The organism is Humisphaera borealis (assembly GCF_015169395.1).
GTDB classification, from domain to species: Bacteria; Planctomycetota; Phycisphaerae; order Tepidisphaerales; family Tepidisphaeraceae; genus Humisphaera; species Humisphaera borealis.
Window position 1 is genome coordinate 2,147,890 of sequence record NZ_CP063458.1, and the last position, 25,754, is coordinate 2,173,643.

Here is a 25,754-nt window from a genome sequence, read left to right on the forward strand (position 1 = left end):
CTCGTAAAACTGGACGACACAGGAGCACACCCATGCAACGACGTACGATTCTCGCTCTGATCCTGATATTAGGATTCGGGTCGCTACAGACTACCGTTGTCGCCGCGGCACCAGCGGACTCGGCTGCGACTGTTCAAGTCACGTACGCCAAGCACATCGCGCCGATTCTTTTCGAGAACTGCGCCACGTGCCATCGCCCCGGCGAGGTCGCCCCCTTCTCTTTGCTGACCTACCAGGATGCCAAGCGCCGCGCCAGTCAGATTTCCGAGGTCACTGAATCGAAGTACATGCCACCTTGGCTTCCGGTCGACGGTCATGGCGACTTCGCCGGCGCGCGCAAGTTGACGCCTGCGCAGATCAAAATGATCCGCGTCTGGGCCGATTCCGGGGCTCCTGAGGGAAATCCGGCCGATCTGCCCCCCGCGCCAAAGTTCGCCGAAGGATGGGCTCTGGGCGAGCCTGACATGGTCGTAAAGATGACCGAGAAATACACGCTACGGGCAGAAGGCAAAGACGTCTTCAGGGTATTCGTGATTCCGATCGACCTGCCCGAAGACAAGTACGTCACCGCGGTCGACTACCGCCCGACCAACCGCAAGATTCTTCACCACGCGTTGATGTTCACCGACACGCAGAAGCAGGCTCGCAAGCTAGACGAGCAGGACAAGGAGCCGGGCTACGGCAACGGCCGGGCCGGCGGACTCGGGTTCGTTCCCAGCGGCGGCCTTGGTGGATGGGCCCCGGGCGTTACGCCCCGCCATCTGCCCGACGGCGTCGCCCGCATCCTGCACAAAGGTGCCGATCTGGTTCTACAGGTGCACTTCCACCCCAGTGGCAAGGTCGAGGAAGAGCAGTCTTCCATCGGTCTCTACTTCGCCAAGAAGGAGCCGCAACGGCTGGCGATCAGCCTGCCCAAGGGGATGCGCCGCCAGTCACTGGACATCGCGCCCGGCAAGAAGGACTTCACCCTGACCGACACCTTCACCCTGCCGCTCGAAGCCCAAGTTGTCGGCATCTTCCCCCACGCCCACCTGCTCTGTAAGGAAATCAAGGTCGATGCCACGCTTCCCGACGGAACGCAGAAGCCGCTCATCTGGATCAAGGACTGGGACTGGAACTGGCAGGACGAGTTCCTTTACGACAAGACGATCAAGCTGCCGGCGGGAACGAAGATTGATCAGAAATACGTCTTCGACAACTCGGCCGACAATGTGCGCAACCCCAACAATCCGCCCAAACGCGTGACCTGGGGCGAGCAGACCGCAGACGAGATGGCGATCACGTTCTTTATCGTCACGGCACCGAAAGACGCATTGCTGTTCCAGCTCGGCAGAGGCCGCCGGGCCGACGCCGGCGGTGCGCCGGGGGCGGATATCGCCACCAGTGCGATTCGAGACGCCCTTCGGCGTCGTGCCGAGCAGAACCTGAATCAGGCGCAGGGACAGCCCGATTCAAAGCCACAGGCTAATCCGAAGTAGCATCTCCCATTCATAGTGATCGCCCCGATTAGCGGTCGCATCGAAGATGCACTCCCGGCAAGTCATGCCAGAGTGCACCTGCGGTGCGACCGCTAATCGGTTTTTCGGACCCGCTACTTGCCCAATCACTTCAGAAACCCGTCACTTCATCAGAAATGCGATCAGGTCCGCCATCGCCTGCGGGTCGATCTGGCGTTCCAGCCCCTCGGGCATCAGAGACAGTCCTGTGCTGCGGAGCTTCTCGACTTCCGTCCTTGCGATGGTTTCCTTCAGGCCACCGGCCTTAAGCAGCGTGATCGCCGCCGACGTTTCGCCGGCCAGCAGGCCGCTCAGCGACCTGCCGTCTTTCGTCTCGACAACGTATTCCACGAACAGCCCGTTGACCTCGCGGTTGGGGTCAAGGACGTTGGTCAGTACGGCATCGGCGCCGCGCGCTTTCATGGTCGCCAGGTTCGGACCGATTTCGGTGCCGATGTCGCCGACGCGATGACAGCTTGCGCAGCTCTGTGAGAAGACGGCTTTGCCCTTGTCGGCATCACCTTTGAGTTCCAGCGCCTTTCCATACGCCTTGACGACATCGGCTCGGGGCGAGAGCTTCGACTTGTCGGCGAGCGTATCGGCGAGCTTTCGCACGTTAGCGTCTTTGCTTTGTCGCAGCCGGCCGAGGCGGCTTGCGTCCAGATCGGTCGCGGGAATTCGTCCGGCTTCGATCGCTGTCAGGAAGGCCAGTGCCCGATCGGGTCGGGCGATGATCGCGTCCATGGCGGCAAGCCGTACCGCCGGGGTGAGCCGGGGCCATGCCGATGTCAGAACCTCTCCCACCTGAACGTCGGTATATCCGCCCAGCGCTGCGACGGCCGCGACCTGCACCTCTGCCGGTTCGAGTTTTCCGATCAAAGCCGACAGCGGTTCCCGAGCCTGGGCAAATGGCCCTGACCCGACGATCTGGATATCGGCGATGCGGTCGGCAATCGGCCTCGACGCGTCGGCCGCGCCCTTGCGCGCCTGTTCGGCCAGTCCGGCCAGCAGTTCGGCCGCTCGGCCGGTGAGAATCTGCTCCGGCGTCGGGCCACTCCGCCGCAGCCGCGCCCCTTCGACAATCCCGGCGACCGACTGCCGTGCCGCCTCGGCATTGTTGTCGATCAGCACGCTGTTGATCGCCTTAACGACGCGGGCCATTTCCTCCGGCTTCCCGATCGCCGCCGACAACCGCGCGAGCGATCGCAGCATCTGGCGGGTCTTGGGATCGTTCAAACTCCCGTGATCGCGGATGGCCTGCCAGAAGACATCACCGACATCGCCGCTGACGGCGGCCATTGCCGCCGCCTGCCGGTACGGATCGGCTGAGCCGATCTTCAGCAGGTCGGCGATCGCGCGGGCGGTCAGTTCGTTGGCCTTGGCGCCCGTCGACTTGAGCAGGCCGATACTCAAGAGGCGTTGCAGTGCCAGCTCCGGTTCGTCTCTCGTGATCCAGGCGATGTCCTGCGCCAACCGAGGGTCCTTCTCGGCAAGCCGGACCGCGTGCCGGAGGACTTCCGGCCGGTCGGCCTGCCGGAGAAACATGTCGCCCAGCGGCGCGAACAAATGATCCGAGCCGCCAATCGAGTTCAGCGCATAGAGCGCATGGATCCGGGCTTCCGGGAGCGTCGCGCGAGACCCCTCAAACGACGACATCGCCAGGCGGTTTAGAGACGTCAGTACCGACTGATCCTGCCGTTCGTAGAGCAACCGACTTGCGGCTTCGCGGTGCCATGCGTTGCGATGATTGAGCAGCTCGACCAACTGCTCGCTGCTGGCCGTGCTGAGCTTCGGCGTTGGCCGATGCTTGTACCCGTCGGGCACAACGCGATAGATCCTCCCGCGGTCACGGCCGCTGGTCAGATCCAGATGCTGCTTGATCGAGTCCGGCAGGCTCGCCGGGTGCTCGATGACTTCCCGGCAGACGTCGAGCACATAGAGCGTGCCGTCGGGAGCGTTGGCGAACTGCGCCGGCCGGAACCAGATGTCTTCCGACGCCAGGAACTCGCGTCCCGCGTCGGCTCGCTCGGCGCGAAACAGAACGCCGTCCGTCGGCTTGATGATCTTGCGGTGAACCAGGTTCGACCCGACATCGCCGACGAAGGCCTGTCCCCGATACTCGGCGGGAAAAGCATCGCCACGATAGATGGTCACGCCCGTCGCACCGGTGAAGTAGCCGGCGGCCCGGCCGCCGCCCTCGACGAGGCCCTTCACCGCCCCGCTGACGCGCAGTCGCGTCCGTACGATGCGCCAAGGCTCGACCGGGCTGATTCGGAACACTTCCGCCTGCGGTCCGTCGGCGGCAATGCTCACACGTGCCGGTGGCAGCGCCACGCTCGGGCTGGCTGCCGCGTAGCGGTCGTCATACACCACCTGCTGGATGTGGTCGGAGTTGGAGCTGACGAACTTGCGGCCGAAGTCATCGAAGCTCATTCCGTGCTGGGCCCCGCCGCTTTCGGGACGTAGATCCAGCTTTCGCGGGTCGAACGAAAAGTCGCGACCGCGAAGATCGATCGCTTCCACCGGCTTGGTATCGATTGTTTTGGGCGGAGCGATCTTCGCGCCATTGGTACCAGTCGCACCATGAATGCGGTTGTCGATCCCCCAGTGAAAGCTGTTGAGCAGGCCTTGGACATTCTGCTTGCCGAATCCGGTGAAGACGACCTTCCGCTCATCGGCGACGCCGTCACCGGTGGTGTCTTTGAGGTAAATGATGTCCGGGGCAGACCCGACGAAACAACCGCCGTCAAAGCAGATCACCGCCGTCGGCCAGGCCAGCTTGTCGGCCAGGACGGTGCGTTTGTCGAATACGCCGTCGTCGTTGGTGTCGGTCAGGACGGCAATCCGGCCGAGCGGCTGTGGAGACTCGAAGGGATAGTCCACCATCTCGCAAACATACGCACGGCCGTCTTCGTCGAAGTCGATCGCGACCGGGCTGAACACCAGCGGCTCAGCCGCGACAAGTTCCGGTTTGAAGCCCGGAATCACCTTGATCATCGCCGCGGATTCCGCTGGCGTGCGTGGTGGAATCCGTGGCAACTCAGCGGCGAAGTCACTTTGTCCCAAAGCCGTCGGACAGATGCACAGAACGAGAAGGGCAATCGCGCGTTTCAACATGACAGGGTTCCATACTCGCCGAGTCGGACGACATCTGATTGACCGTCTGAACAACGTACGTTTGTGACGCAGCCGTTCCCCGTGCGAATCAGAGGCGACGGACCTACCACAAGCGTGGCCATCCACGCGCGGTCATTGAGTAACGGCCTCGACGCCCGACGCGTTCCAGTCGCTAGTGGAAGTGTACTCGGTGGGAATGCCGCCCGTGAGGGCACCCGCAAGGCCGCTGTCGAGCGGCGTCCAGCCTGCCGCGTTCAAACGAACTCAGGCGGGGTTACGCGGCTTTGCGTCGGGCGTGGTGGCGGGGATCTCGGGCTTGACGGAGGGAACCGGGGTGATGCGGTGGTCGGCCGGGGTTTCCTTGATGTAGTTCACGTAGACCAGATTCCCCATCGCCAGCAGGAAGATCGCAGCCGCGACACCGCTGGCCCACCGAACATAGCGGAGGTGCGTGGGTTCGGAAGGTTTACCGGCAGACAACCGGGACAACGACGACAAGGCCGAGTCAGATTGCGCGGCCAGAACAACGCTTCGATCGAAGATCTCGTTCAACCGGTGATCCGGGATGGAGGCTTGTGCCGACGCGCTGAGGACAGTGCCGAATCGGCGAATGTCCGCCAACTCCGCGGGGCAATGGGGGCAGGTCTGCAGATGCTCGAGCACTTCCTGCCGGCGCTGGTCCGACAGTTCGCCGTCGTGCAACGGGCCCAGGAGCGGACCGAAGATGCATGGATTGGATTCCGTCACGACGACCTCTCGATGCGTTCAAACAATTCGGACACCAAACAACAATACCGCCTGCCTGCGACTGATCTTCAACAACCTACAACCTTTACGACACATAGGCCGGAAACTTCTCCCTCAGAAAACGCCGGGCTCGAAACAGCCGCGATTCGACCGTTCCTCGGGGAATGGCCAATGCCTCGGCGATCTCTTCGTAGCTCATCTGGTGCATCTCGCGAAGCACCATGACTTCCCGGTGCTCGTGCGAAAGTGCGTCCAGCATCGTGGCGACGTCAATCTGGAAGTCGACGGTCGCAATGGAGTTCCCATTGTGCGTCGCGCCTTTTCCGCTGCCTCGGGCGGCCGAATCGGCGATCTCGCCGGCTTCCAGGGGACTGGCCTTGCGAAGCCGCAGTGATCGCCGCGTCTTCGACGCCTGGTTGATCACAATGGTGTAAAGCCACGTCTTGAGCGACGACCTGCCTTCGTAAGAACCGATCCCACGTAGCGCACCGACCAATGCCTGCTGGACGACGTCCTCGGCGTCGGCGGAGTTCCCGGTCAGAGAATAGGCCAGTCCGTAAAGCTCGCGCGCGTGCTTCAGTACCAGATCCTGAAGATCGGCCGGCGCACCGCTTCGCGGCTTGGTCGACTGTTCCACGTCGCTCACGGGCCAGGGTTCTCCACAAGATCACTCGCTGCCAACGATACGTTAGTCCCGCCAGAACGTGGAAAACTTCCCCTGCGGCCCCCCGCCCGACCCACCAAAGGGGGCAAAGGCGAACACGGGCGTCCACGGCGAGTCACGCGCGCCATATGGCAGGCACGACGGCAACGCAAGTCATTATAATATATAGCTTTAGAAATTGAAGTGCGTCGAACCGAACGGCGATGACGTCGCAAAACAGGGTCGCGTGCTACTCGTTCTGGACTTGAAAACAGATTGAGAACGGTGCCGACGGGTGGTCGAGTAGGATTTCCGACCGCCGTTCAATCGCTCGCCGCGATCAACGCGCAGTATTGCCCCATGGGCTCGACAAGACCTTATGCCGCGACGCGATTGCGAATGAATCTTGCCAGGCCGAGCAGCGCCAGCAGGCCCCCGCCGCCCAGGATCGCCGGAGGCAAAGGAACTGCGACCGGCGGCAGAACTCCGCCGCTACCGACCGAGCCCGGCACTGAGCTGAGCTGGAAATTGAATGTGAAGTACGCTTCGGCAGGAATGGATGCACCCGGCAGCGCGTCAGCCTCGGCCTCGACCTGCATCAGGTACTGCCCGGGAGAGAGCAGACCCTGGCGATCAAGGGACTTGCCGGCTCCGTCGTTGCCCGCGCTTTTCGCATCGACCGACATCGCGAACACCGGAAGTTCCAACGTCCCGGCTGTCACCGGCGACAGTTCGACCTTGACCGACCCTGAACCCGTCGCACCAATCGTCGCCCCCATCACGAACGCCGCCGACTCGCTGTCCACCTGAAACAGCAGTTCCAGCATGCTCTGTGCATGGGCCTCTCCGGCCGCGCCGTCGACGGCCGATTTGACCTGGCCTTCGGCGAATGCCCCTTCGAGTCCGATGCCTGACGCACCGAGCACTGACGGGACGGAGTACTGATGGGCGACCGAAGTCAGGCCGCTGCCTTCGGTATCCGAGCCGACCTGGTCGGCGAACCGTTCGAATGTCGAAGAGGACTGCGAAAGATTGAAACCACCACCCGCCAGTCCGCTGTCGCCGGCGGCGTAGATACCGGTCTGACGCGACAGGAGCGTGGTACCTGCGTCGGCGGCGGTTGCGGCCGCGAGGACCCCGCTCACCGCGGCCGCCGCCACGCGCAGGCGGGCGTATCGCCTGGGGCGGAGGGGCGGACAGGTCTCGGTTGAACGAAGCGCCGGTCGTGGTTGGGTTGGCGTCATGTCACGACTTTTATCGGTCGTGACCGACGCCCAGCTTCATTATTGGACGCACGTGATGCAGGCCACACCTACTGCCCGGGCAGCGGAAGACTCGGGGTACCGGTGCCCGGCGGCAGTGCAGGGCCTTCACTGGGACCGGTCGCCGGCGCGGGCTTGGTTGCCGGTTGCGATGCCGGACGGGTCGCCGCAACCGCCGCCAGCTTCATGTCCGCTGTCGCCGCCGCCTTGACCAGTTCCTCGGTGTCGCTCGTCAGAGGTCCGACGATCTTCTTGCGCTCATCGGCAGGCAAGTCGCGGGCCGCCCAGATCGCTGCCATCCGGCCTTCCCAGGCGCTGGATGTCGCCATTGCCGAGACCAGCCGGGCCTTCTCCGCCGTCTTTTCCGGCTCCAGCAGTTTCATCAGGGTGAACGATGCGAACGCCGCCACTTGGGGCACTCGATCGTTCTGCGCCAGGCGGATTTGTTCGAGGAACTCCGGTGCCGCCCGCTGCACGGTCGGTTCGCTGTCGAGCCCGCGCGACTGCTGCACGATTGCCGCCAGAACCTCGAGCGTCCACATCTTCTCGTTCGGCAGTCCCTTCAGACCTTCAAGAAGCTTCTTCCTCTGCGGCTCGTTGAAGATCGGCATGCCGCCACGGATCAACGACCGGCTGAACTGGCGGCGCATGCCGCTGGGACCGGGAGCGACGCGGAAGTCGGGGCGAACCATCGGATTGGTCATGACGGTGACAAAGATGTTCACGCTCGCCGCGGGGCGCTCGCGCAGCTCTTCAGTCATCTTGCCCTGGTCCATGCGGACCACCTGCGAGGTGCTGCCTCGCCGCTTGAGCACCAGCGGACCGACGATCTTGTCGTATCCCGACATCGGGTAGACCCGTTCTTCCCCAAGGCTCACGCGGGTATCAAACCAGAGGTCGGGCTTGATGATGCCCTCGGGCCCGACGGGCAGATCGAAGTCCGACAGGTTGCGGATCGCTACGTTGGCCAGCAGCGGCTCACCGAGTCGGTATGGCAGCTTCGTTGCGGTACCTACGGGGACATAGAACTTGTCGGGCTGAATGATGATCTGTAGCAGTTCGAGCGGGAAAGTGGCGGCGATCTTCTTGAGTTCGGCGCCGTAGGGCTGCGGCTGGGCGGACAGCTTGCGGTCCTTGAACTCGGCGATCAACATCGCTCCGAGCAAGCCGTTGGGAAAACGATTGATCAGGTTCTGTGCCGTGATGATGGGATCCTGAGAGGCCGGCCGCGTCGCCGGTTTTCCGGCGGCCGAGGTCCAGTTCCCCTGCCCCAGCAGCCGCGATACACCCATCGCCGCCAGGGCATCGCGGTCGCGGATGCTCCAGAGGGTTTTCATCGCCTCGGCCTGTCGGTTTTCGAGGATCTCGAACCATCCGCGCAGGCGAACCAATGCAAGGTCTTCAGCGGGAACGAGGTCCGACAGCGTGGTGATCCAGTTTCGCGACGCGGTCGCCGAACGGTTGAAATAGACTTCGAACCATGCCAGGTCGGTGACGGCGGAGATGAAATCGGCACGAACGTCGGGGTTCGCCTTCTTGACGCGGGTGATCGTGTCGGCAAGGCGCTGGCCGGTGGGTGCCGATTCGACGCGACCGTCGGCGGCGATGTTCGCGCCCGGGCCGCGGGACGGGGCGAATGCGCCGGCGAAGTTCGGTTCCTCGACGCCTGCCGCCGCCGGCCGCGTGGTGGCGACGGAGGCCTCACTCTCGAGCTTTGACGCCAGTGCGCCCATCCGTGACTCGAGCACCACTTTGGCGCGGTCGAGGTCCTGATCGAACGCCACCTGGAGCCCTGCCGATCGCCGGAGCGTCAGGAGCAGGAACCACGCATCGATGTTGCGGGGGTCGGCCTGCAGGACGATGCCCACGCCGTCTTCGGCGTCTTTCAGCAGACCGTTGATATAGAGCTGCGAGGCGTACTCGACAAAGAAATTGGGGTCGGGCTGCGCCAAGTAGATCGAAAGGTTCTTGGCAGATGCCATCCAGTCGAGTGCTTCGCGTGTCAGTCCCGCCGCAGCAAGTTCATGGCCGATCCCTTCCAGCACATGAACCTGCGAAGGATTGCACCGCAGCAGCGCGAACAGGGATTTAACCCGGTACTCCGGCCCCGCGCCTGCCGAGAGCAACTGAGCGTATTCCAGCCGGCGGGCGTAGATGTTCAGCGGATCCAGCGCCAGCGCGCGATCGGTCATTTCCACCTGCAGGCGGACGGACCTTTCGCCGAGAATAACCGCCGCGAATGTGGCACACCGACTCTTGAGTTCGTTGGAGATGCTGGGTTTGTCCAGCAGCGACGTCAGGTACTTGAGCTTCGCGTCGGTCGTCTGCATCTTCGCGACGTAGTACTCGATGAGCTTAAGGCGGGCGGTGTCGTCGTCGCCGCGGAGGGCGAGGTAGGCCTCAAGGCTGGTTGCGGCACCGTCGAAGTCGCCCAGTTGCGAATAGGCCTCGGCCTGAAGCCGCGGGTAGCGCTGCTCCTTGGGGTCGAGTCGGCGAGCGGCCTCGAGGAAGGCGATCGATTGCTGCCAGGCCGCGGCGTCGCGGGCGGTCACGTCTGCCTGCACGATCTCGTAAGCCGCCTGCGCCATGCGCTGCGCCACCGCGATGCGCGCGTCCTCCGCTTCAGATTCCCCAACGCCCGCCTGCGGGGCGGCATCAGCGGGGATGGTTGCCGGCGTCGGCAACGGAAGTGACGGCAGCGCCGGCGCGGCGGGTGCGGGGGTTACGGGCGAGGGTTGCGTGCGGTTAGGCGGCGTCAGGGGGGCCGGCGACAGCGGCGGCGACTGGGCGAACAGCGACGCGGTCACGCCGACGCTGCTTGCGGCCAGCCCGATCGACGCCGCGAGCAGCATTCTCGCCCGCGCGGGAAGCCGAGGGGGCCGGTTCATGCCAATGTTGTTCTTCGACTGCATCACGTGTTAACCAGGTTTGGAGGACCGACAACTGACGACCGTCTACGCATCTCGAAGGCTCGCCCGCGCGACATAGAGCGGTGCGACGAACGCATTACACAGCGACGACCACTAGGACCGACCGGCAAGCATAAGCACCACCGCTGCAAACAATGCCAACAGCGACACCGTCGCCAGGACGACCACCACGGCCGAGTCGAGTGCGCCCCGGCGATAGCCTCGCCAGACTACACCCACGATCGCGATCAGCTCGCCCGCCGCCAGCGCTGCGACGCCGAGGCATCGCGGCACCGGCGGTCCGACGTTGTATCCCTGGCCGGACAGCCGCGACGAGAGTGCGGCCGCATCCACTGTCAGTCGAAGTCCGACACACAGGACCACGACCGCCAACGCCCCTGCCACCGCGCCAGAGAGCCAGTCGATCCGCCGAGAACGAATTCCATGCTGCGACGGACGGTCATGCCCGATGGTGCTGGCGGTGAATCCATTCATGGCCCGCTGCGACTCCTTTGGAGTGTACCCCACGAACGGCGGCCCCGTCGCCCGGTCACGCGCTGCGGGTGCATGTACGACTGCGTCCGGTAATACCCGCTCGGAATCGATCCTCAGTCCACATCAGGAGCAGTCGACGGCCAGAGCTCGGCGAGCAATGGCCGCTGTGCGACGAGTTTCGCCGGGGCGACCAACAGTGCCGCCCGAGCCTTCAACCAGTCGGAAAAGTCTGCCCGTCCGCACCGCTTTGCCGCAACGCTCAACAGCGCCTGGGTTCTGGCGGCGGCCGCAGACGGCATCAATTCGGCCAGCTGAACCTTGGTCATGACCTCGTTCATCATGCGGCTCCAGGCCCCGACCCGCGATTCGTAATCGAGCTGGGCCGCCATCAGCTTGAGCACCTCGTTGAGTGTCAGCCGCTGGCCGTACAGTCCGACCAGTGCGTCATAGGTTCCGCGGACGTCGTCCAGTTCGAGCATCGCGTCGGCCAGCAGCAGCCTGGTCGGCTTCGAGAGTGACGCGCCGGCCGATCCGCCCCGCTGTGCCAGCAGTTCCCGGCACAACTCGGACACGTCGCGGAATCGCTTTTGCGCGTACCGCAGGAGAGCCAGGTGATGCACGGTCTGCAGCTTGACCATCCGGAAGAGCGAGAACGCGGACAGCGCCTGCTCGATCTGCCGTTCCGCCTCCTCATAGTCGCCGGCCCCGATGAGTGCCGGGGCATCGGCGGCGAGCCGCGAGGACTTGGCGCTATTGTAACTAAGCACCAGCCAGATGACGCCGACCGCGAGCATTGCTAACCCACTATGAACCTGCGGCGCGACCAGCGGGAGGACGATCAGTGACGTCACACCGGCACCCAGCATCAGCGCCTTGATGAGTACGCCGAGGGTTAAGTCACGGCGAAGTCGGGAGATGGCGGTGTCAGTGGAGAGCATGAGTCGTTTCGTGACGAGTCGTCAGTGATCGTTTCGATCGGGTGCCATCGGGCGCCGTAGTACCGCAGGCCGATGACGGTCAGGCCGCTTCCGGCGGGGCATAGGTCGGGTCGTAACGTCCTTCGAGCCGCTGAACTTCGGGGTAGCGGCGGAACAATTCCACCGGTGGCGATAGCAGGGTCGCTTTCTGGAACGCCTGGCGGGCTTCGTCCTGGCGGCCGAGCAGATCGAAGGCCCGGGCCACCAGCGCCCAGGCGTCGCTTACGCGATGTCCGAGCTGTTCGGTCATGGTCGAAAGCGACTTGCCGAAACGCTGGATGGCTTCTTCGGAATGCCCCGTTTTGACGTCGCGGTAAAGTTCCAACAACGCCAGCCCGGCCGACTCGACCCCGGTCGGCGTCTGTCGGCGCAGTTCGCTGATCGCGCGGTCGGCGTCCACCAGGTGGTCCTGGCGAAGCATCGCCATTGCCCGCCCCAGCCGTAAACCGTAGTTGGAGCCGCCATCCAGCAATCGGCTCTCCAGCAAATGGTCGTAAACGGCAATCGCGTCGTCGAATCGCTGATAGCGGGCCAGCACCGCCCCCAAAAACACCAGAGCCTGCGCTCGGGCAGCCTGGGTACGCATGGGCTGGGCCAGAATCTGATCGAGTTGTCCTGCCGACTCACTCCAGCGGCGCAGCTGTACCAGTTCACCGATACTCTCGACGGACTGTTGCTCGGCGCGCACCCGTTTGACGACGCCGGAGGTGAACAGCATCAGCCCCACCATCAGGGCCACAACCATCATCGCCGACACGACTTCCACCAGAAGCCCTGCCTGCCCTGCCGCTGCGGTCAGGACGCCGCTGAACAGCGTGACCAGAATCAACCCGCCGACGAAGAACCAGACGCGCGAGACCGGCCGCCGCGGTTCACTCGCTTCGAGCAGGTAGGCCACGTCCAGCGGCCCGCGAACGGGAGGGGCAATTGGCAATTGGGGAGGCTGCGTCACGCGGAGGATTCTAGGTCATTGCCACGGGCGTGCCAAACCGGTCCGCTGCGCGACCCGATCCGTCGCCCAGGTTCAATGATGCAGGTACCCCAAAACGTTGAGTCGACCTGTTTCACGCGATACGATTCGGTTGCGACGTTCGGACTCCCTCTGGAACCCCGACGATGCCGCACCCGCCACGGATCTGGCGGCCGCCGCGAACACGCGGCGGAACTCTCACGGTCGGGAACAGCGTCATGCACCGCGCAAAACAGTGGAATCTTGCACCGCGCCACCCTGCCGCCGAGGAACTGGCCTCTCGCCTGAAGGTCTCCCCGCTGATCGCCCAGATGCTGCTGACGCGCGGCATTTCCGAGCCGGCCGACGGGCAGGCCTTTCTTCGGCCGAGCCTGGCGGCGTTGCATCGGCCGGAAACGCTTCACGGCGTCACCCAGGCCTCGGATCGAATCGCCCGGGCAATCCGCGACAAAGACAAGATCGTCATCTACGGCGACTACGACGTTGACGGTATCACCGCCAGCGCCATCCTGTGGCACGCCATCCGCGTGCTCGGAGGCGTCGCCGAGTACTACGTGCCCCACCGAATTGAGGAAGGCTACGGCCTGAACGCGACGGCGATCGGTCAGCTTTGCGACCGCGGGGCCAGGCTCATCATCACCGTGGACTGCGGGATCACCGCAATCGAACCGTCAAAGGTGGCCCGCGACAGGGGCGTGGACCTGATCATCACCGATCATCACGAATGGAAAGAAGAGCCCGTCGGCACCGAGCCACGGACGCAAACAGGTACGAAGGACGAGACTGACGGTACCGCCCCGTCCCTGGGTACCTCATTGCCTTCGTGCCTGCCGCATGCCCACACCCTCGTTCACCCACGGCTGCCGACCGGCGGTGCGCCTTACGGCAACCCGCATCTTTGCGGAGCGGGCGTTGCGTTTAAGCTGGCGTGGGGCATCGGGCTGGCGATGAGCGGCGCGGCGAAGGTCAGCGAGGAGTTCAAAGCCTACCTCATCGACGCCACCGCGCTGGCCGCGCTGGGAACAATCGCAGACGTGGTGCCGCTGGTGGGCGAGAATCGGGCGCTGGCCCATTTCGGCCTCAGTGGCTTGAAGGAAAGCAACCTGACCGGCATCAAGGCGCTGATCGCCTCGGCCGGGCTGACGGGTCAGAAGCTCAGCAGCTTCGACGTGGGGTTCAAGCTGGGGCCGCGGCTGAATGCCTGCGGGCGGATGGGACATGCACAGCTCGCGGTTGAAATGCTCACCACCGCCGACGCCGCCAAGGCCGAGGAGATCGCGACCTACCTCGAGGGGCAGAACAAGGCCCGCCAGGCGGTCGAGAAGAAGATCGCCGAGCAGGCGTCGCAGCAGGCGATCGAACTAGGGTACGACGGCGACGACAGCCGCGCGGTCGTGCTGGGCGACGCCGGTTGGCACCCCGGCGTGATCGGAATCGTCGCGAGCCGAATCGTCGAGAAGTTCCACCGACCGGCGATCATGGTCGCGCTCAACGGCACCGGCGACGACGCCTACGGCCAGGGCAGCGGCCGCAGCATCGCCGGGTTTCACCTCGCCAAGGCGTTGCACGCCGTCGGCGAGCACCTGGAAGCCTACGGCGGCCACGAGATGGCGGCGGGATTGAAGGTCAAGGCGTCGAAGTTCGAAGACTTCCGCCACGCCTTCCGTGACTACGCGTTCGACGCGATCACGCCGGCGCAGCTCATCCCGCAGTTACGGCTCGACGCCGAGGCGACGATCCCGCAGTGCACCGAGGCACTGGTGCGTGACCTCGACCGCCTCGGGCCGTTCGGCCACGCCAACCCGCGGCCGGTCCTGTGCATCAAGGGCCTGGAGATCGCCGCGCCCGCCCGGAGGGTCGGCAAGACCGGCGACCACCTGCAACTTCAGCTTCGCAAGGACGGCCGCATCATCAAGGCGATCGGCTTCGGCTACGGGAAGCTGGAGCCCGAGCTCAAAGTCGGCGGCCGGGTCGATGTCGCCGGCGAACCCACCACCAACGAATGGAACGGCCGGGTCACGGTGGAGATGGAGATCAAGGATCTGTCGCTGTCGTGAGGGTGTCACTTGTCATTTGTCACTGGTCACTTGTCCCTGCACGCAATAAATGACCAGTGACCAATCCCTACTTCGGTTCGGCAAAGCAATACAGGTGCTTTTCCGACCGCACGTACAACTGATCGCCCACCAGTGCGGGCGTCGCGCTGACGCGTTCTTCGAGCTTCCGTTCGGCGACTACTTCGGGCTTATCGGCGTTGGCTTTCAGGACAGAAATCGTCCCCTGATCCAACGATGCCAGGTAGATGTACCCCGCCGCCGCGATGGGCGAGGCGTAATACTTGTCGGCCGTTCCGATTCGCTTGCTCTCGTAGAACGCCTTTCCGGTCGCGGCGTCATAGGACGACGCAAACCCGCCGTCGCGAATGAAGAAGACCCGGCCGTCGTAGACGATCGGCGACGGCACGTAAGGCAGCCCCTTGGACTTCTTCCAGACAACGCCGCTCTCGGAAATGTCACCGGTGCCCGCGGGGTTGATCGCCATGAGCGAGTTTTTGCCCTGCTTCATGAATGCCACGTTGCCGTCCCACTCGGCCTTGGTGATCGCGCCGTCATGGTCTGTGTCGTTGGCATCGAAGAACCCCTCGAAAGGCGTCCCCGCGGTTTCCGCTTTTTGCAGCTTTCCGTCCTTGTTCGCATCCATCTGACCGAGCAGATCGTCGTGCGTGGGCATTTTGAAATCGTCCTGCCCCGGCGACCAGCCGGCGAAGAAGACGTGATCACCGCCGACGACGGCAAGCGTGCAATTGGCGGCAGGCAAGCCACGCAGCACCCAGCGTTCCTTGCCAGTTGCGAGCTCATAAGCCTTCATCCGCAGGCTGCCAGGGACGATCAATAGCGCGTCCTTCCCCTTCCCATAGACGGTCGGCGTGGAGTAGGCGGTGGGAGAGCCGGCACGATCCGCCTTCCAGCGCTCTTTCCCCGTGGCGGCGTCGACGGCGACCGCGAACGGACCGTTCTTCACATCGCGAACCAGCACCACCAAGCCGTCGACCAGAATAGGCGAGGTGCCGGTGCCGAAGTCGAACGACGTTTCAGCCGTCGGCAACTCGTAGTTCCACAGCGGTTTCCCGTTCAGGTCGTACGCGAGCAGGCCGCAGGAGCCGAAGTAGGTGATGACCCGCTGTCCGTCGCTGACGCATGTGGACGCCGCGGGAGAGCCTTCACTGTGGTGATACTTTTCGATCTGCTTCGCCGGTGCCTGCACACGCCAGAGTTCTTTACCCGTGTCGCGGGCGTAGGCCAGCGTCCAGAGCTTTCCGTCGGCAAATGCCGTGAGGAAAATGCGATCGCCCCAGACGCACGGCGATGACGCGCCCGGCGGCACTTCGACCTTCCAGCGCAGCGCGGCGTCCGAATCGATCTTGACTGGCGGATTCGCCGAAGCCGACACGCCCGAGCCATTGGGGCCGCGGAACTGCGGCCAGCTCTCCTGTGCGTTTGCAGGTGTAGCCGTGAAGAGGGTAAGCCCCCCTAGGAATGCACAGGAAGCGAAGCGGGCAGATAAAGCGAACACACCTTTCATGCGAACCACCTTTCCAGTTGAAGTTCGTGATCGTAGGCGACGCCCGGTGGGGTTGCGCTAGTATTTCAACAAGGCTACGTCGTGGAAAGGAACTCGATCCGGAAGTCGCCCAGCGGTGATGAAACGGCAGGTGCATGCCCCTTGGTCCACTTCGGGCCGTCCTCGACCGAAAGCGCCTCGATCGTGGTCGCGGCGATACCGAATGGGCTGCCGCCGTTGCCCATCTCGACACCATTGATCACCGCCGAGCGAATGGTCGTCGCGGCGATGGCGCTATCGACGAAAGGGCCGTTCTTGATCAGCAGCTTGCCGATCGTCGCCGAAGTCAGGAACGGATTGCCGGATGTGGGCAGGTCGGTGATCGCCGTATCGACGCCGGCGAAGAATCGACTTCCCGTGGCGGAGCCGACCGTCGCCTTGCCGATGTCGCCGGTGGTTCGCAGTTCCGATCGGGTCAGGCTGCCCGCCGTAATGGTCGTGACGCCGCCGGCCGTTGCCGTGATCTCGGCGTCAACGACCTCACCCTTGACCGCCATCTTGCTGAAGCTCCCTGCGGTGACATCCGCGGCGAGCGTATTGAGCTTGACCGACTTCACCGTTCCACCGAACGTCGCCGACCAGTTAGCCAGCGCGTCACTGGCGACAATGGACTTGGCGCCGCCGGCAATGTCCCACACGCCGGCTGTCAGATCGTTCTTCGCGACGAAGCTTCCAAGTTCGCCCGACAGCGTCAGGTTCGCGCCGAAATCGGACGCGGCCTTGATCGACTGTATCGACGCCGCCGTGACCGAGCTCCCGACGCGCGAGGATGCCACAACGAGGCTGTCGAGATTGCCGCCGACGGTCACATCGCCGGCGAGCAGGACGCCCGGGGCATTGAACAGCTTCAACGGGCCGCTGATGCGAACGTCGCCGAAGGTGGTCGTTCCCTTGACGATGAGTTTCGTGTCGGACGTGGTGTTCTCAAGGGTGAGTACGAACGAATCGGGATCGGCCCCGTCGATCAGAAGCGAGCCGGTACCAGGCCCGACGAGCTTCATCGTGATCTGATTACCGTCGGCGTCGGTGTAGCTGCCGATTGCCTTGCCCCCGAAATCGACCGCTGCCGATCCCGGCGGCAGGGCTTCGAGCACGATGCTGTAACGACCACTCGCCCCCGCCGCCGCTCCGGCTCCCGTCCGGGCGATATAGTCCTGAGCGCCAGGGCCGGCACCGTTAACCCCAATGTAATACGTCTGACCGGCTTTCAGTTCGGCAATCAGCCGGCTGGCTTTGCTGGTCACGGTGGCGTTGTCGTTGAACGAGATCTGGGTACCCGTCGAATCGAACAGACGCAGGAAAGTGTCGGCATCATCCTCGGAGCCGGCGATCGTGCGGACGACCAGCGCGACGTCGCTCTCGGGTGTGTAGGTGTACAGATCGACATCGGCGGCGCCGACGACGACGTCGCCGTCCCGCCCGACCGATTCATTGATCGGCTGCCCGACGGTCAGCTGCGTGGGTGTATTGTTGTCGACCGAATCGTTGGTCAGAACCCGGGCCGCGTCGGGGGATTTGAGCTCCGTGACGAGCGAATAGTTTCCAACCCCGCCGCCGGCCCCGCTGGCGATCGCGAACCAATTGAAATCAGAGTTCCCCAGTCCGGTGACGGCCGCGAACACTTCCTGGCCGCTGTTCACCCGGATGACGAGCTTCGACGCCGAAGGATCGATCCCCAGCGACTTGTCATCGATACGGGTGATCTGGTTGCTCGCCGCATCGAGCGACCAGAGGCTCAGCGACGGCGTAAACCCACTGGCAGGGTTCAGCTTGAACTCCAGCAGTCCCGCCTGCGGCGCAACAAGTCGGAACCAGTCGACATCCTTCGAGGTAGAGGTGCCGGTACCGACCGCACCACTGTCGCTGCCGACCCTTCCGCTGATCGTGGACCCGGGCGTGGCATTGGTTGCCGTCAGCGCCGTGCCGTTGGTGTCGCCGTTGTCCAGCCACATCAGCAGGTCGTACGATTTGTCGACCGGCGTGCTGTTGGGCGTGCGGCTGGCGTAGGGATCGGACGCGTCGAACGACCGGTTGCCAAACACCGTCACCGCGACATAGTAAACCTGCCCACGAATCGCGTTCAGCTCGATCCGGCTGTCGGTACTGCCCTGGTCGTCGTCGTTCTCTGATAGCAGGTTCAGACTCTCGTCATACACCTTCAGATAGGTATCCGCGGCATCCGAACCGTAAACGCTGACGGCGTCGATATCGACCTGCAGCTTGCCATTGTCGGGGGCGACGACACGATAGAAATCGACGTCGGTGTCCACCGGCACCCTGCCCGATCCGCCAGGATTCGGCCGATCCGAACCGAGCAGCTCTTTCTGCCGGGTCAGCGTGACCTTTCGGCCGGAGCCGAGCGGATCGACAACCGATTCCAGCGGATTGGTCAGGTCGACTTCGACAGCACCCTGAATGACGCCGTCAGGATCGGGATTGTTCAGCGAGATGACGACCTGATAGTCGCCGGCCGTTCCGCCGGTCGCGATACCCGAGCCGTTCACCACGTTGTACGCGACATTCGGCTGGGCACTGATACCCACGTAATACACGCCGGTGTTGAGCGGATCGAACGGGTCAGTCTCGAGCGTCGGGTAGTTTCCGGTGGTGCCGTCGGCCTGGGCGATTTCGGTGCCGGCTGCGTTGAACAGGCGGATCGCGCCCGCAAACGCCGACGTGCCCTGCGGCCGGGTGAGCTGGACGATCAGGTTGCCCCGCGTCTGCAGGCTGACCCGATAAAGGTCGATATCGCCGGCACCAACCTCAATGACGCCATCACGCCCGACGCGGCCGACGTATTCGAACCGGCGGGTGGCATTGAGCTGCGGGACAATCGTCGCGCCGCTGCGTACGGCGTTGGTATCGGTCACCGTCCCCGGCTGCCCCGGCGTGGGGTTGCCGGCGGTGACAATCTCGATCACCCGCTGAACGGCTTTGAGCGCGTTCACACGTTTGAAGGTCAGGCCCGTCTCCGGCAGCGGCAGCAGCGCGCCGGTCTCGCTGTCGTAGCGGTTGTTGTCGGGGACATCGGCATCGGTGATGGTGTCCGATGTCTGCTTGATGATCTGCAGAATCTGGCTCGGATCGGAGAAGTACTGCCCGCCGTACGTGAACGCGGCGTCCTGCATCAGCGCGACCAGGCCGGCAACGAACGGGGCCGCCATGCTGGTGCCGCTGACGATCTTGTGGCGTCCGTCGCCGCCGTCGCCGTTCCAGGTGCTGAAAATACTCTGCCCGGGAGCGAGCACCTGGTTCGCGAGGGTGCCTCGCTGGCTGGTGGAGGCAATCCGGTCGGGCTGGGCGGATGACTCGATCGCGAGATACTGGTCGCCCGAACCGCCGCGCGGCGAGTTAAGGTCTTCCGGTCGGCCGTTCGTCGCCCAGGCGTTGCCGACGCTGATCGTGCTGACAGCCGCGATCGACGTCACGCCCGGTGCCACGTGCTGTGCGTAGCTGTTGCCCGCCGATGCGACGACCGTGACGCCGAGCGATTCCAGTTCGTTGACCAGTCGGCTGATCTCGGATTTCTCGAGGTTCGAGTCAATGGCGTTGACGTTTGTCGCCGTGCCGACCGACATGTTGAGCACGCGAATGTCCAGTTCCTGCGCGTGCAACTTGACCCACTGTAAGCCACGAACCAGTGCACTCCCGCCAAGCTGTTTCTCGCCCGGATCGGCAAGCACCTTCACCGACACGATCTTGGACGCGTAGGCCACGCCGATGTCTGGGTTGCTGCTGGCAGCGATACCGGCGGTGTGAGTGCCGTGACCCTCCAGATCAAACGCGCCGGCGACAGACGCTGTCGAATAGGGCGTGCTGACCGGATCGGATACCGCGTTGTAGAAGCCGATGACGTTGGATTGCAGGTCCGGATTGGCGGCGTAGATCCCGCTGTCGAGCACGGCGATGGTGACGCCGGCCCCATCGACATCGACGTACCGTGAATCGTTGCGCAGTTGTGTGAGTTGTGTCAGGTCGAACGACGCCACGAACAAAAGGCGACTTTCCAGGCTGTCCACAACTGGAACGACCGCGCGATTGATCGGTCCACACTTGGCATGGGCAGTTACGGCGCGAACCCGGCCAGGAGAGGTCGGCGCGAACGGATCGCGAAGGACATGGCCCAGCCGTGTCACCTTCCTTGCATAGCGGGACAGACGACCCATCACTACGACATCTCCATACGGGCACGGTGGCCAGGAAGAACCGGTCAGTCACCCAACGACGGTGAAACGAGCTCCGGCGACGGATGGTTCAACATACAGCCCGGCAGTGCGTCTGCAAGCAAGTTCATCAAACGGACTTAAGTACGAGACAAATCGCGGAGCAGTTCCCTTAAACCCTTGCGGACAAAATTCTTACACGGCGTCAGCAAGGGAAGAGGGCGAGCGCCAAACAACGACGGCGGCCGGCAGGGTAGTTACCCTGCCGGCCGCCGGCTTGTAGCCAATCATGAGGCAGACGCTCAGGCCTGCGCAGCTTCCGCAGGTTTCCAATTCCGCTTAACGGGCTTGGTCACCGAGCCGTTGCGCAACGCCTTGGTGCTGACCTTGATACGGACGACCTGTCCGTCGATCAGGGCACGAACACGCTGGATGTTCGGACGAAACTTACGGGCGGTGATGCCCGTGGTCTTCGTGCCGACGCCGCCGAGGTATTTTGCTTTACCGCGGTGGGTCTTCTGGTTGCCGAAGGTGGTCTTCTTGCCGGTGAAGTAACAGACGCGAGGCATAGGAGTTACCGTTTCAAAAGTTCAGAGGCCAAAAAGTCGAGTCGGGCAATATAACAGCCTGAGGCAATGTTGCAAGTGGGCCGGCTCGCAATCTCTTGGTTAGGGTGCTTTCGGGTGAGGGATTTCACCTGCGTAAACCCAGGTTACGGCCGATCCCCCTGCCACCCATAAGTCTTGCCGTACCTCGAGTTGGCGTTGCGGAATTGGCGTTGCGATCAACGCTCGACCTTCACCAGCCCCGCCGCCTTCGCCGCCGGCTCGGGATCTTCGTAGGGCAGGGCCTTGAGGAACTCGACCAGATCGTCGATTTGCTGCGGCGACAGATGACTGGTCTTACCGTGGACATCCCCCTTGTTCTGTGTCGTTAGCACGTCGCGCAGCGTAGCGGCCTTGCCGTGGTGGAGGTAGGGCGCGGTTTTATAGACGCCGAGCAGCGTTGGCGTGTCGTACGCCGGGGGCATTTTCTCGCTGGGGTCGGCCTTGCCGGTGCCGACGTCATGCGTCATCAGGTTCGGCCCCGGCCGCGAATCGGTGTAATACGGACCGCTGTGGCAGGTCGAGCATTGGGTTTGTTTTGCCAAAAAGACCTCCCGGCCGCGCTTGGCGGCCTCGGACAGGCCGGTCTTGGCGTGCGGGCTGATCGCGGGGCTGGAGTGGATGTTCGTGTACGCGGCCAGGGCGTCAAGTTCCTTCGACAGGCCCTTGTTCGGCCCACCCAGCGCAGGCTCCATTCGACCCCGGATCAATCCACGACCCTGCATCAGGTTACCGCGAATGGCGTGCTCGAAGTCCTGTACCTCGTCCCGATCGGCCGACCAGTGCAGCGGATGGGTCCAGGCGAGGGCGGACAGGCTGGGTGTATCGCGTAGGCCTTCTGGGTTTTGCCAGGTACGGCCGTCCGTCTCGCCGTCAGGGTGACAACTGGAGCAGGAGATCCACCGCCGCGACGCCATGGGTTGCAACGCAGAGTAGAACAGTTGCTTGCCCAGCAGGACCTCGTCCGACAGCGGATTGGCGGTTACACCGATCGTGACGTCCTTGCGATAAGTCCCCGTGTCGTAGCCGACGATATTGAAGTCCAGCGCGTTGTAAACGTAGAACGTCTTTCCGTCCGGCGATACGCGGACGGCGCGGGGGTTGTTGCCGAGGTTGATCGTCGCCTTATGGCGAATCTCGCGGTAGTCGTCGTCGATCACTTCGCACGCGTACATGTCATACGTGCCGGCGAACACGACGAAGAACTTCTTCCCATCGGGTGTGATCGCCGTCTCCCACGGGTTGGCGGTCACGTGGGTGCTGACAAAGCTGTCCATCGGGATGCGCTTGCGGCGTTTCTCTTCGGGCTTTGTCGCCGCGTGTGTATCCAGCACCGTGACGTACGGGAAGATCGACCCTTCGCCGTGCGCCCGTTCCGTCGCCGAGCGGATGTGCGGGATGTACGCCTTGTCGCGTGTCGGGTGCAGCACGACCTGCCGCGACAGGTTATCGCTGGAGATTCCGTCCCAACGGTCGGCTACTTTGCCGGTGGCGGTGTCGAGCGAGATCACGTTCGCCGTGTAGTACTCGGTCACATAGAGCCGAGCGTCGTCGTTCGAGATCGCCAGCCCGCGGACAGACCGGCCGGCGTCCATCGCGCGGGTCTGCTTGAAGGTCGTCACGTCGATTTCAACCACCTGGCCGGGATAGCTGAGCGTGACAAAGACGCGCTTGCCCGCGGCATCGGAGACAACACCGTAGGGCTCGTCGAACACGTCCGTTCGGCCGAGTTCCTTACCCGCATCGGCGTCGAAGAAGACGACGACGTCGTCGGCAAAAGACGCGACCGCAATCTTGTGGCTCTTGCCCAGGAACGCGACGCCTTCGGGCTTATGCCCGACCGGCATCTCGCGGAGCTTCTTCTGCGACTTGAGATCGACAATCGTGACGGTACCGCTGTCGCGATTCGAGCAGGCCAGCAGCATGCCGTCGGCGGAGATGTCCATCAGGCTCGAAGAGCCGGCGAACGCCGATGGCGTCGCGCCGAGTGTGACGATGATCAGCAATAGGAGTCCGGCAGCTGTCCGTGACACGGCTTTCCAAGCCGTACGAGGTGCTTGCGACGTAGGCGTTGCGTTCATCCTCTGTGACTCCCTCTTGTTCCTCGTTCACTCTGAGAAGGCGGCTGAGGATTTACAGCCATCGACTCCGGCGCACCTTGCACGGCTTGGGAAGCCGTGTCACGGACGCCCGTTCGGCGCAATCCACGCCGCCCCGATTCGGGAAAAGGCCCGCCCTCGTTTCCGAGAGCGGGCCCAATGACATTCGTCGCACAGACCACGCCGGCAGCGTCTGCTTCGCGATCCTTCGTGCTACTTCGTGGACAGCATCCTTAGTTCAGGATCTTGGCGGTCTCACCGGCGAGCTTCTTGACTTCGCCTTCCGGAAGCTTCGCGGCGGCGTAGGCCTGGTTGACCGCGATGCGGCTCTTGTTCCACATCATCACGGTGACGGCGGCGTCCTTCGAGATCTGGTACTTCTCGGGGCCGGCAACGCCGTCGAACACCGTCAGCGGCACGTTCTTGATGCCCTTGTCCTTGGCGACCGCGAGCAGCTTCTTGGCGCCTTCATCGGCGTTGTCGGTCAGCAGCACGACGAACGCGCACATCTTCTTGTCGCCGTTCTCGCCAACCTTGGTGTCGATCTCCTTGATCAGGGTCGCGACTTCCTCGGTGATCTCACGGGTGAAGATGCATGCCACCGGCTTGGCGCCGTACTGGCAACGGTAGCACAGGCTCTTGCCGGCGCTGGGACCGGTGATGTCCTTGACGTTGAAAGCCGTGGTCGGCGTGCCGAGCGGCAGGCCCGACTTGACCTCGGCGGTCTTCTCGGCGGCGAACGCGAAACCAGCCATGGCGATCATGGCGAACATGGGGACGATGAAGCGCTTCATGCGGACCTCCGGACGTGTCTGAGGAGGAGCGGATCGCCCGGCGGCAAACGCCGCCACAAGAGGCCTACCGCTCCACGCGGTCAAAATGTGCTGTCGTGTCATCTGCGACCTGAACAACTGGATTTCAGATCGCGAAAGATCAGATCATGGACCAGTCTACTTCTTCAGCGAGACGACCACCGGTGCGGCAACGGCAATCCGCTGCCCCGACTCGGTTGTCCACACCAGGACGCCATCGACTATGCCGCCAGTCAAAGGCGAAGCCTGACGGGGCACTTCTTTGGCATCGAAGACATTAGGCTTGAAGTGTACCGTCGTCCGGTTGCCGTCGTGTTTGATTTCGATGTTTTCGATCGCGACGGCGGGCGTCGCCACCGGAAACCATTCGACCTTTTCCGGCCGCTGTTTCCAGGCGATGTTCAGGCGGGCATCGTACTCGCCGCCCGGCATGGCGGGCTGCTCGATCTTCTCCACCGCAGCGGCGGACGGATGATCTCGCCCCACCGTCAGCCGGCTGGCCCACTTGCCGAACAAATCGCCGTTGGCCGGTTTAGTCGTCGCCGCGGCCGCCAGATTGATGCTCAGCTTGGCACTGCCCTCAATGCAGGTGTCTTTGCAGGACAGCCATTCGACATCCGCGTCGATCGTCACCGCTCCCGACAGATCGGCATCCTTCGCCACCGAAACCGGCACACGAAGCAGGACTTCGTCTTCGTAGCCGTAGGTGATCGCACCGTCCATCACGATCTTCGTCGGCGTCGGCCATTGAATCTTGCCGAACGAGAACCCTTTCGGCCCTGTCAGCTTGATGGACGTCGGCGTGCCCGTTTCGCCGGGATTGATCCAGTAGGTGTGCCAGTGGGGCGCCATCTTCAACACAACGCCGACATGAAATGCCGAACCGGCCGAGACCGTTTCGACGTCGGCGAAGAGCGTGGCTTTGACGAGTTCTTTAGGAACCCCCGGGGCACCAAACGCTAATGATCCACATGCAAGAAGCATGGCGCAAGCCAGGAGAATCGATCGGAAAGCCGGGGATGAAACTGCTGCCATTTGCATTCGTCGTGAGTCTCCTGCGCCTACTAACTGCCGTCGACTGCACAGTATTCCCGATCGTGCCCTTGAAATGCTATTGAGTCGCAACGAAGGACCGGGACCTCCGCTACGTCAGGCTACCTCGTGCGTGGAACTATGTTGAAGGGCGGGGATGAACCGCACGGTCACGTCGAATCGCAACCGAGGTCAGGCGTGTCAGCACCCACCGTCCAAACGCAAACCGCCGCGACCGGTGTAAGGTCGCGGCGGTTCTGCTTAAAAGCGTTCTGAGATGCCGAAGGATTTACTTAGTGAAATCCTTGAGCGTCTTCAGGGGGCGAATCTTGATCGCCCGGCTGGCCGGCTTGGCCTTGAACATTACTTCTTCCTTGGTGAAGGGGTTGATCCCCTTGCGGGCCTTGGTGGCCGGCTTGTTGATCACCTTGATCTTCATCAGTCCGGGGACCGTGAAGATGCCGGGGCCCTTCTTGCTCACGCCCTTCTTGATCTGCTCGGACAGGCTCTCAAGAACGGCTGCCGCCTGCTTGCGGCTGATGCCCGCGTGCTCCGCGGCCGCGGCCAGAATTTCGCCCTTCGACGGGCCCTTTGCGGTGGCCTTTGCTGCGTCTGCCATGCTACTCCCTTGCTTGGATTTACCTCTCACACGAGAAGCGTGCACACATCTTTCAGGGCCGCAACACAATACGCAAGTGCTCAAACACGCGAATTTCTCGGGAATTCTGTGGAAAACTTGTCCGAAACCCCCATTTTTCTCGCAATTCGGGTCCCTCGGACCCCGCGTCCCCTCTCCGAACCACCCC

General features: G+C 63.3%; 17 protein-coding genes. 2 read left to right on the forward strand and 15 right to left on the reverse strand.

What is annotated here, in order from left to right; all coding sequences use genetic code 11:
- The first annotated feature begins 32 nt into the window (after positions 1-32).
- Positions 33-1,478, forward strand: coding sequence for a hypothetical protein (locus IPV69_RS08025; protein WP_206294501.1), 1,446 nt, complete (start codon positions 33-35; stop codon positions 1,476-1,478).
- Between the two features lie 141 nt (positions 1,479-1,619).
- Here the strand turns inward: IPV69_RS08025 and IPV69_RS08030 are convergent, their stop codons facing one another.
- From IPV69_RS08030 to IPV69_RS08065, 8 genes are all read right to left on the reverse strand, one after another.
- Entirely contained in the window at positions 1,620-4,613 is a 2,994-nt protein-coding gene (locus IPV69_RS08030) for a PVC-type heme-binding CxxCH protein (protein WP_449272140.1), read from the reverse strand.
- A 264-nt stretch (positions 4,614-4,877) separates the two neighbouring features.
- Complete coding sequence (locus tag IPV69_RS08035) at positions 4,878-5,360, reverse strand: anti-sigma factor family protein (protein WP_206294505.1); 483 nt, start codon at positions 5,358-5,360, stop codon at positions 4,878-4,880.
- 85 nt (positions 5,361-5,445) lie between these two features.
- Positions 5,446-6,006, reverse strand: coding sequence for an RNA polymerase sigma factor (locus IPV69_RS08040; protein ID WP_206294507.1), 561 nt, complete (start codon positions 6,004-6,006; stop codon positions 5,446-5,448).
- A gap of 374 nt (positions 6,007-6,380) precedes the next feature.
- Positions 6,381-7,247: a hypothetical protein gene (locus IPV69_RS08045; protein WP_206294509.1), complete on the reverse strand. Its 867-nt coding sequence runs from the start codon at positions 7,245-7,247 to the stop codon at positions 6,381-6,383.
- Between the two features lie 68 nt (positions 7,248-7,315).
- The gene (locus IPV69_RS08050) at positions 7,316-10,153 is read right to left on the reverse strand and encodes a tetratricopeptide repeat protein (RefSeq protein ID WP_206294510.1); all 2,838 of its coding nucleotides are present in this window, start codon (positions 10,151-10,153) and stop codon (positions 7,316-7,318) included.
- A 135-nt stretch (positions 10,154-10,288) separates the two neighbouring features.
- Positions 10,289-10,669: a hypothetical protein gene (locus tag IPV69_RS08055; protein WP_206294511.1), complete on the reverse strand. Its 381-nt coding sequence runs from the start codon at positions 10,667-10,669 to the stop codon at positions 10,289-10,291.
- Between the two features lie 113 nt (positions 10,670-10,782).
- Positions 10,783-11,607: a hypothetical protein gene (locus tag IPV69_RS08060; protein WP_206294512.1), complete on the reverse strand. Its 825-nt coding sequence runs from the start codon at positions 11,605-11,607 to the stop codon at positions 10,783-10,785.
- A 79-nt stretch (positions 11,608-11,686) separates the two neighbouring features.
- Positions 11,687-12,598: a tetratricopeptide repeat protein gene (locus IPV69_RS08065; protein WP_206294513.1), complete on the reverse strand. Its 912-nt coding sequence runs from the start codon at positions 12,596-12,598 to the stop codon at positions 11,687-11,689.
- A gap of 236 nt (positions 12,599-12,834) precedes the next feature.
- On the opposite strand from IPV69_RS08065, the gene IPV69_RS08070 reads away from it, so the two are divergent.
- On the forward strand, positions 12,835-14,673 hold the full coding sequence (locus IPV69_RS08070; RefSeq protein WP_206294514.1) for a single-stranded-DNA-specific exonuclease RecJ: 1,839 nt from the start codon (positions 12,835-12,837) through the stop codon (positions 14,671-14,673).
- 67 nt (positions 14,674-14,740) lie between these two features.
- On the opposite strand, the gene IPV69_RS08075 is transcribed toward IPV69_RS08070, so the two are convergent.
- The 7 genes from IPV69_RS08075 to IPV69_RS08105 all read right to left on the reverse strand — a co-directional run bounded on the left by IPV69_RS08075 (position 14,741) and on the right by IPV69_RS08105 (position 25,567).
- Positions 14,741-16,198 carry an outer membrane protein assembly factor BamB family protein gene (locus IPV69_RS08075; RefSeq protein WP_206294515.1) on the reverse strand — a complete coding sequence of 486 codons (1,458 nt, stop codon included), beginning with the start codon at positions 16,196-16,198 and terminating at the stop codon, positions 14,741-14,743.
- 74 nt (positions 16,199-16,272) lie between these two features.
- Positions 16,273-20,403 carry a S8 family serine peptidase gene (locus IPV69_RS08080; RefSeq protein ID WP_206294517.1) on the reverse strand — a complete coding sequence of 1,377 codons (4,131 nt, stop codon included), beginning with the start codon at positions 20,401-20,403 and terminating at the stop codon, positions 16,273-16,275.
- Positions 20,404-20,702: 299 nt separating this feature from the next.
- Complete coding sequence (gene rpmB / locus IPV69_RS08085; RefSeq protein ID WP_206294519.1) at positions 20,703-20,969, reverse strand: 50S ribosomal protein L28; 267 nt, start codon at positions 20,967-20,969, stop codon at positions 20,703-20,705.
- A gap of 215 nt (positions 20,970-21,184) precedes the next feature.
- Positions 21,185-23,038, reverse strand: coding sequence for a c-type cytochrome (locus IPV69_RS08090; RefSeq protein WP_206294520.1), 1,854 nt, complete (start codon positions 23,036-23,038; stop codon positions 21,185-21,187).
- Positions 23,039-23,337: 299 nt separating this feature from the next.
- Positions 23,338-23,898: a hypothetical protein gene (locus IPV69_RS08095; protein ID WP_206294521.1), complete on the reverse strand. Its 561-nt coding sequence runs from the start codon at positions 23,896-23,898 to the stop codon at positions 23,338-23,340.
- Positions 23,899-24,054: 156 nt separating this feature from the next.
- Positions 24,055-24,900 (reverse strand): protein-disulfide reductase DsbD domain-containing protein, encoded by an 846-nt coding sequence (locus tag IPV69_RS08100; protein WP_206294522.1) that lies wholly within the window; start codon positions 24,898-24,900, stop codon positions 24,055-24,057.
- A 337-nt stretch (positions 24,901-25,237) separates the two neighbouring features.
- Positions 25,238-25,567: an HU family DNA-binding protein gene (locus tag IPV69_RS08105; RefSeq protein ID WP_206294523.1), complete on the reverse strand. Its 330-nt coding sequence runs from the start codon at positions 25,565-25,567 to the stop codon at positions 25,238-25,240.
- Between the last annotated feature and the right edge of the window lie 187 nt (positions 25,568-25,754).

Coding starts and splice junctions, on each gene's coding strand:
- IPV69_RS08025 (WP_206294501.1), top strand. CDS start 33: ATGCAACGACGTACGATTCTCGCTCTGATCCTGATATTAGGATTCGGG.
- IPV69_RS08030 (WP_449272140.1), bottom strand. CDS start 4,613: ATGTTGAAACGCGCGATTGCCCTTCTCGTTCTGTGCATCTGTCCGACG.
- IPV69_RS08045 (WP_206294509.1), bottom strand. CDS start 7,247: ATGACGCCAACCCAACCACGACCGGCGCTTCGTTCAACCGAGACCTGT.
- IPV69_RS08050 (WP_206294510.1), bottom strand. CDS start 10,153: ATGAACCGGCCCCCTCGGCTTCCCGCGCGGGCGAGAATGCTGCTCGCG.
- IPV69_RS08055 (WP_206294511.1), bottom strand. CDS start 10,669: ATGAATGGATTCACCGCCAGCACCATCGGGCATGACCGTCCGTCGCAG.
- IPV69_RS08060 (WP_206294512.1), bottom strand. CDS start 11,607: ATGCTCTCCACTGACACCGCCATCTCCCGACTTCGCCGTGACTTAACC.
- IPV69_RS08070 (WP_206294514.1), top strand. CDS start 12,835: ATGCACCGCGCAAAACAGTGGAATCTTGCACCGCGCCACCCTGCCGCC.
- IPV69_RS08075 (WP_206294515.1), bottom strand. CDS start 16,198: ATGAAAGGTGTGTTCGCTTTATCTGCCCGCTTCGCTTCCTGTGCATTC.
- IPV69_RS08080 (WP_206294517.1), bottom strand. CDS start 20,403: ATGGGTCGTCTGTCCCGCTATGCAAGGAAGGTGACACGGCTGGGCCAT.
- rpmB (WP_206294519.1), bottom strand. CDS start 20,969: ATGCCTCGCGTCTGTTACTTCACCGGCAAGAAGACCACCTTCGGCAAC.
- IPV69_RS08095 (WP_206294521.1), bottom strand. CDS start 23,898: ATGAAGCGCTTCATCGTCCCCATGTTCGCCATGATCGCCATGGCTGGT.
- IPV69_RS08100 (WP_206294522.1), bottom strand. CDS start 24,900: ATGCTTCTTGCATGTGGATCATTAGCGTTTGGTGCCCCGGGGGTTCCT.
- IPV69_RS08105 (WP_206294523.1), bottom strand. CDS start 25,567: ATGGCAGACGCAGCAAAGGCCACCGCAAAGGGCCCGTCGAAGGGCGAA.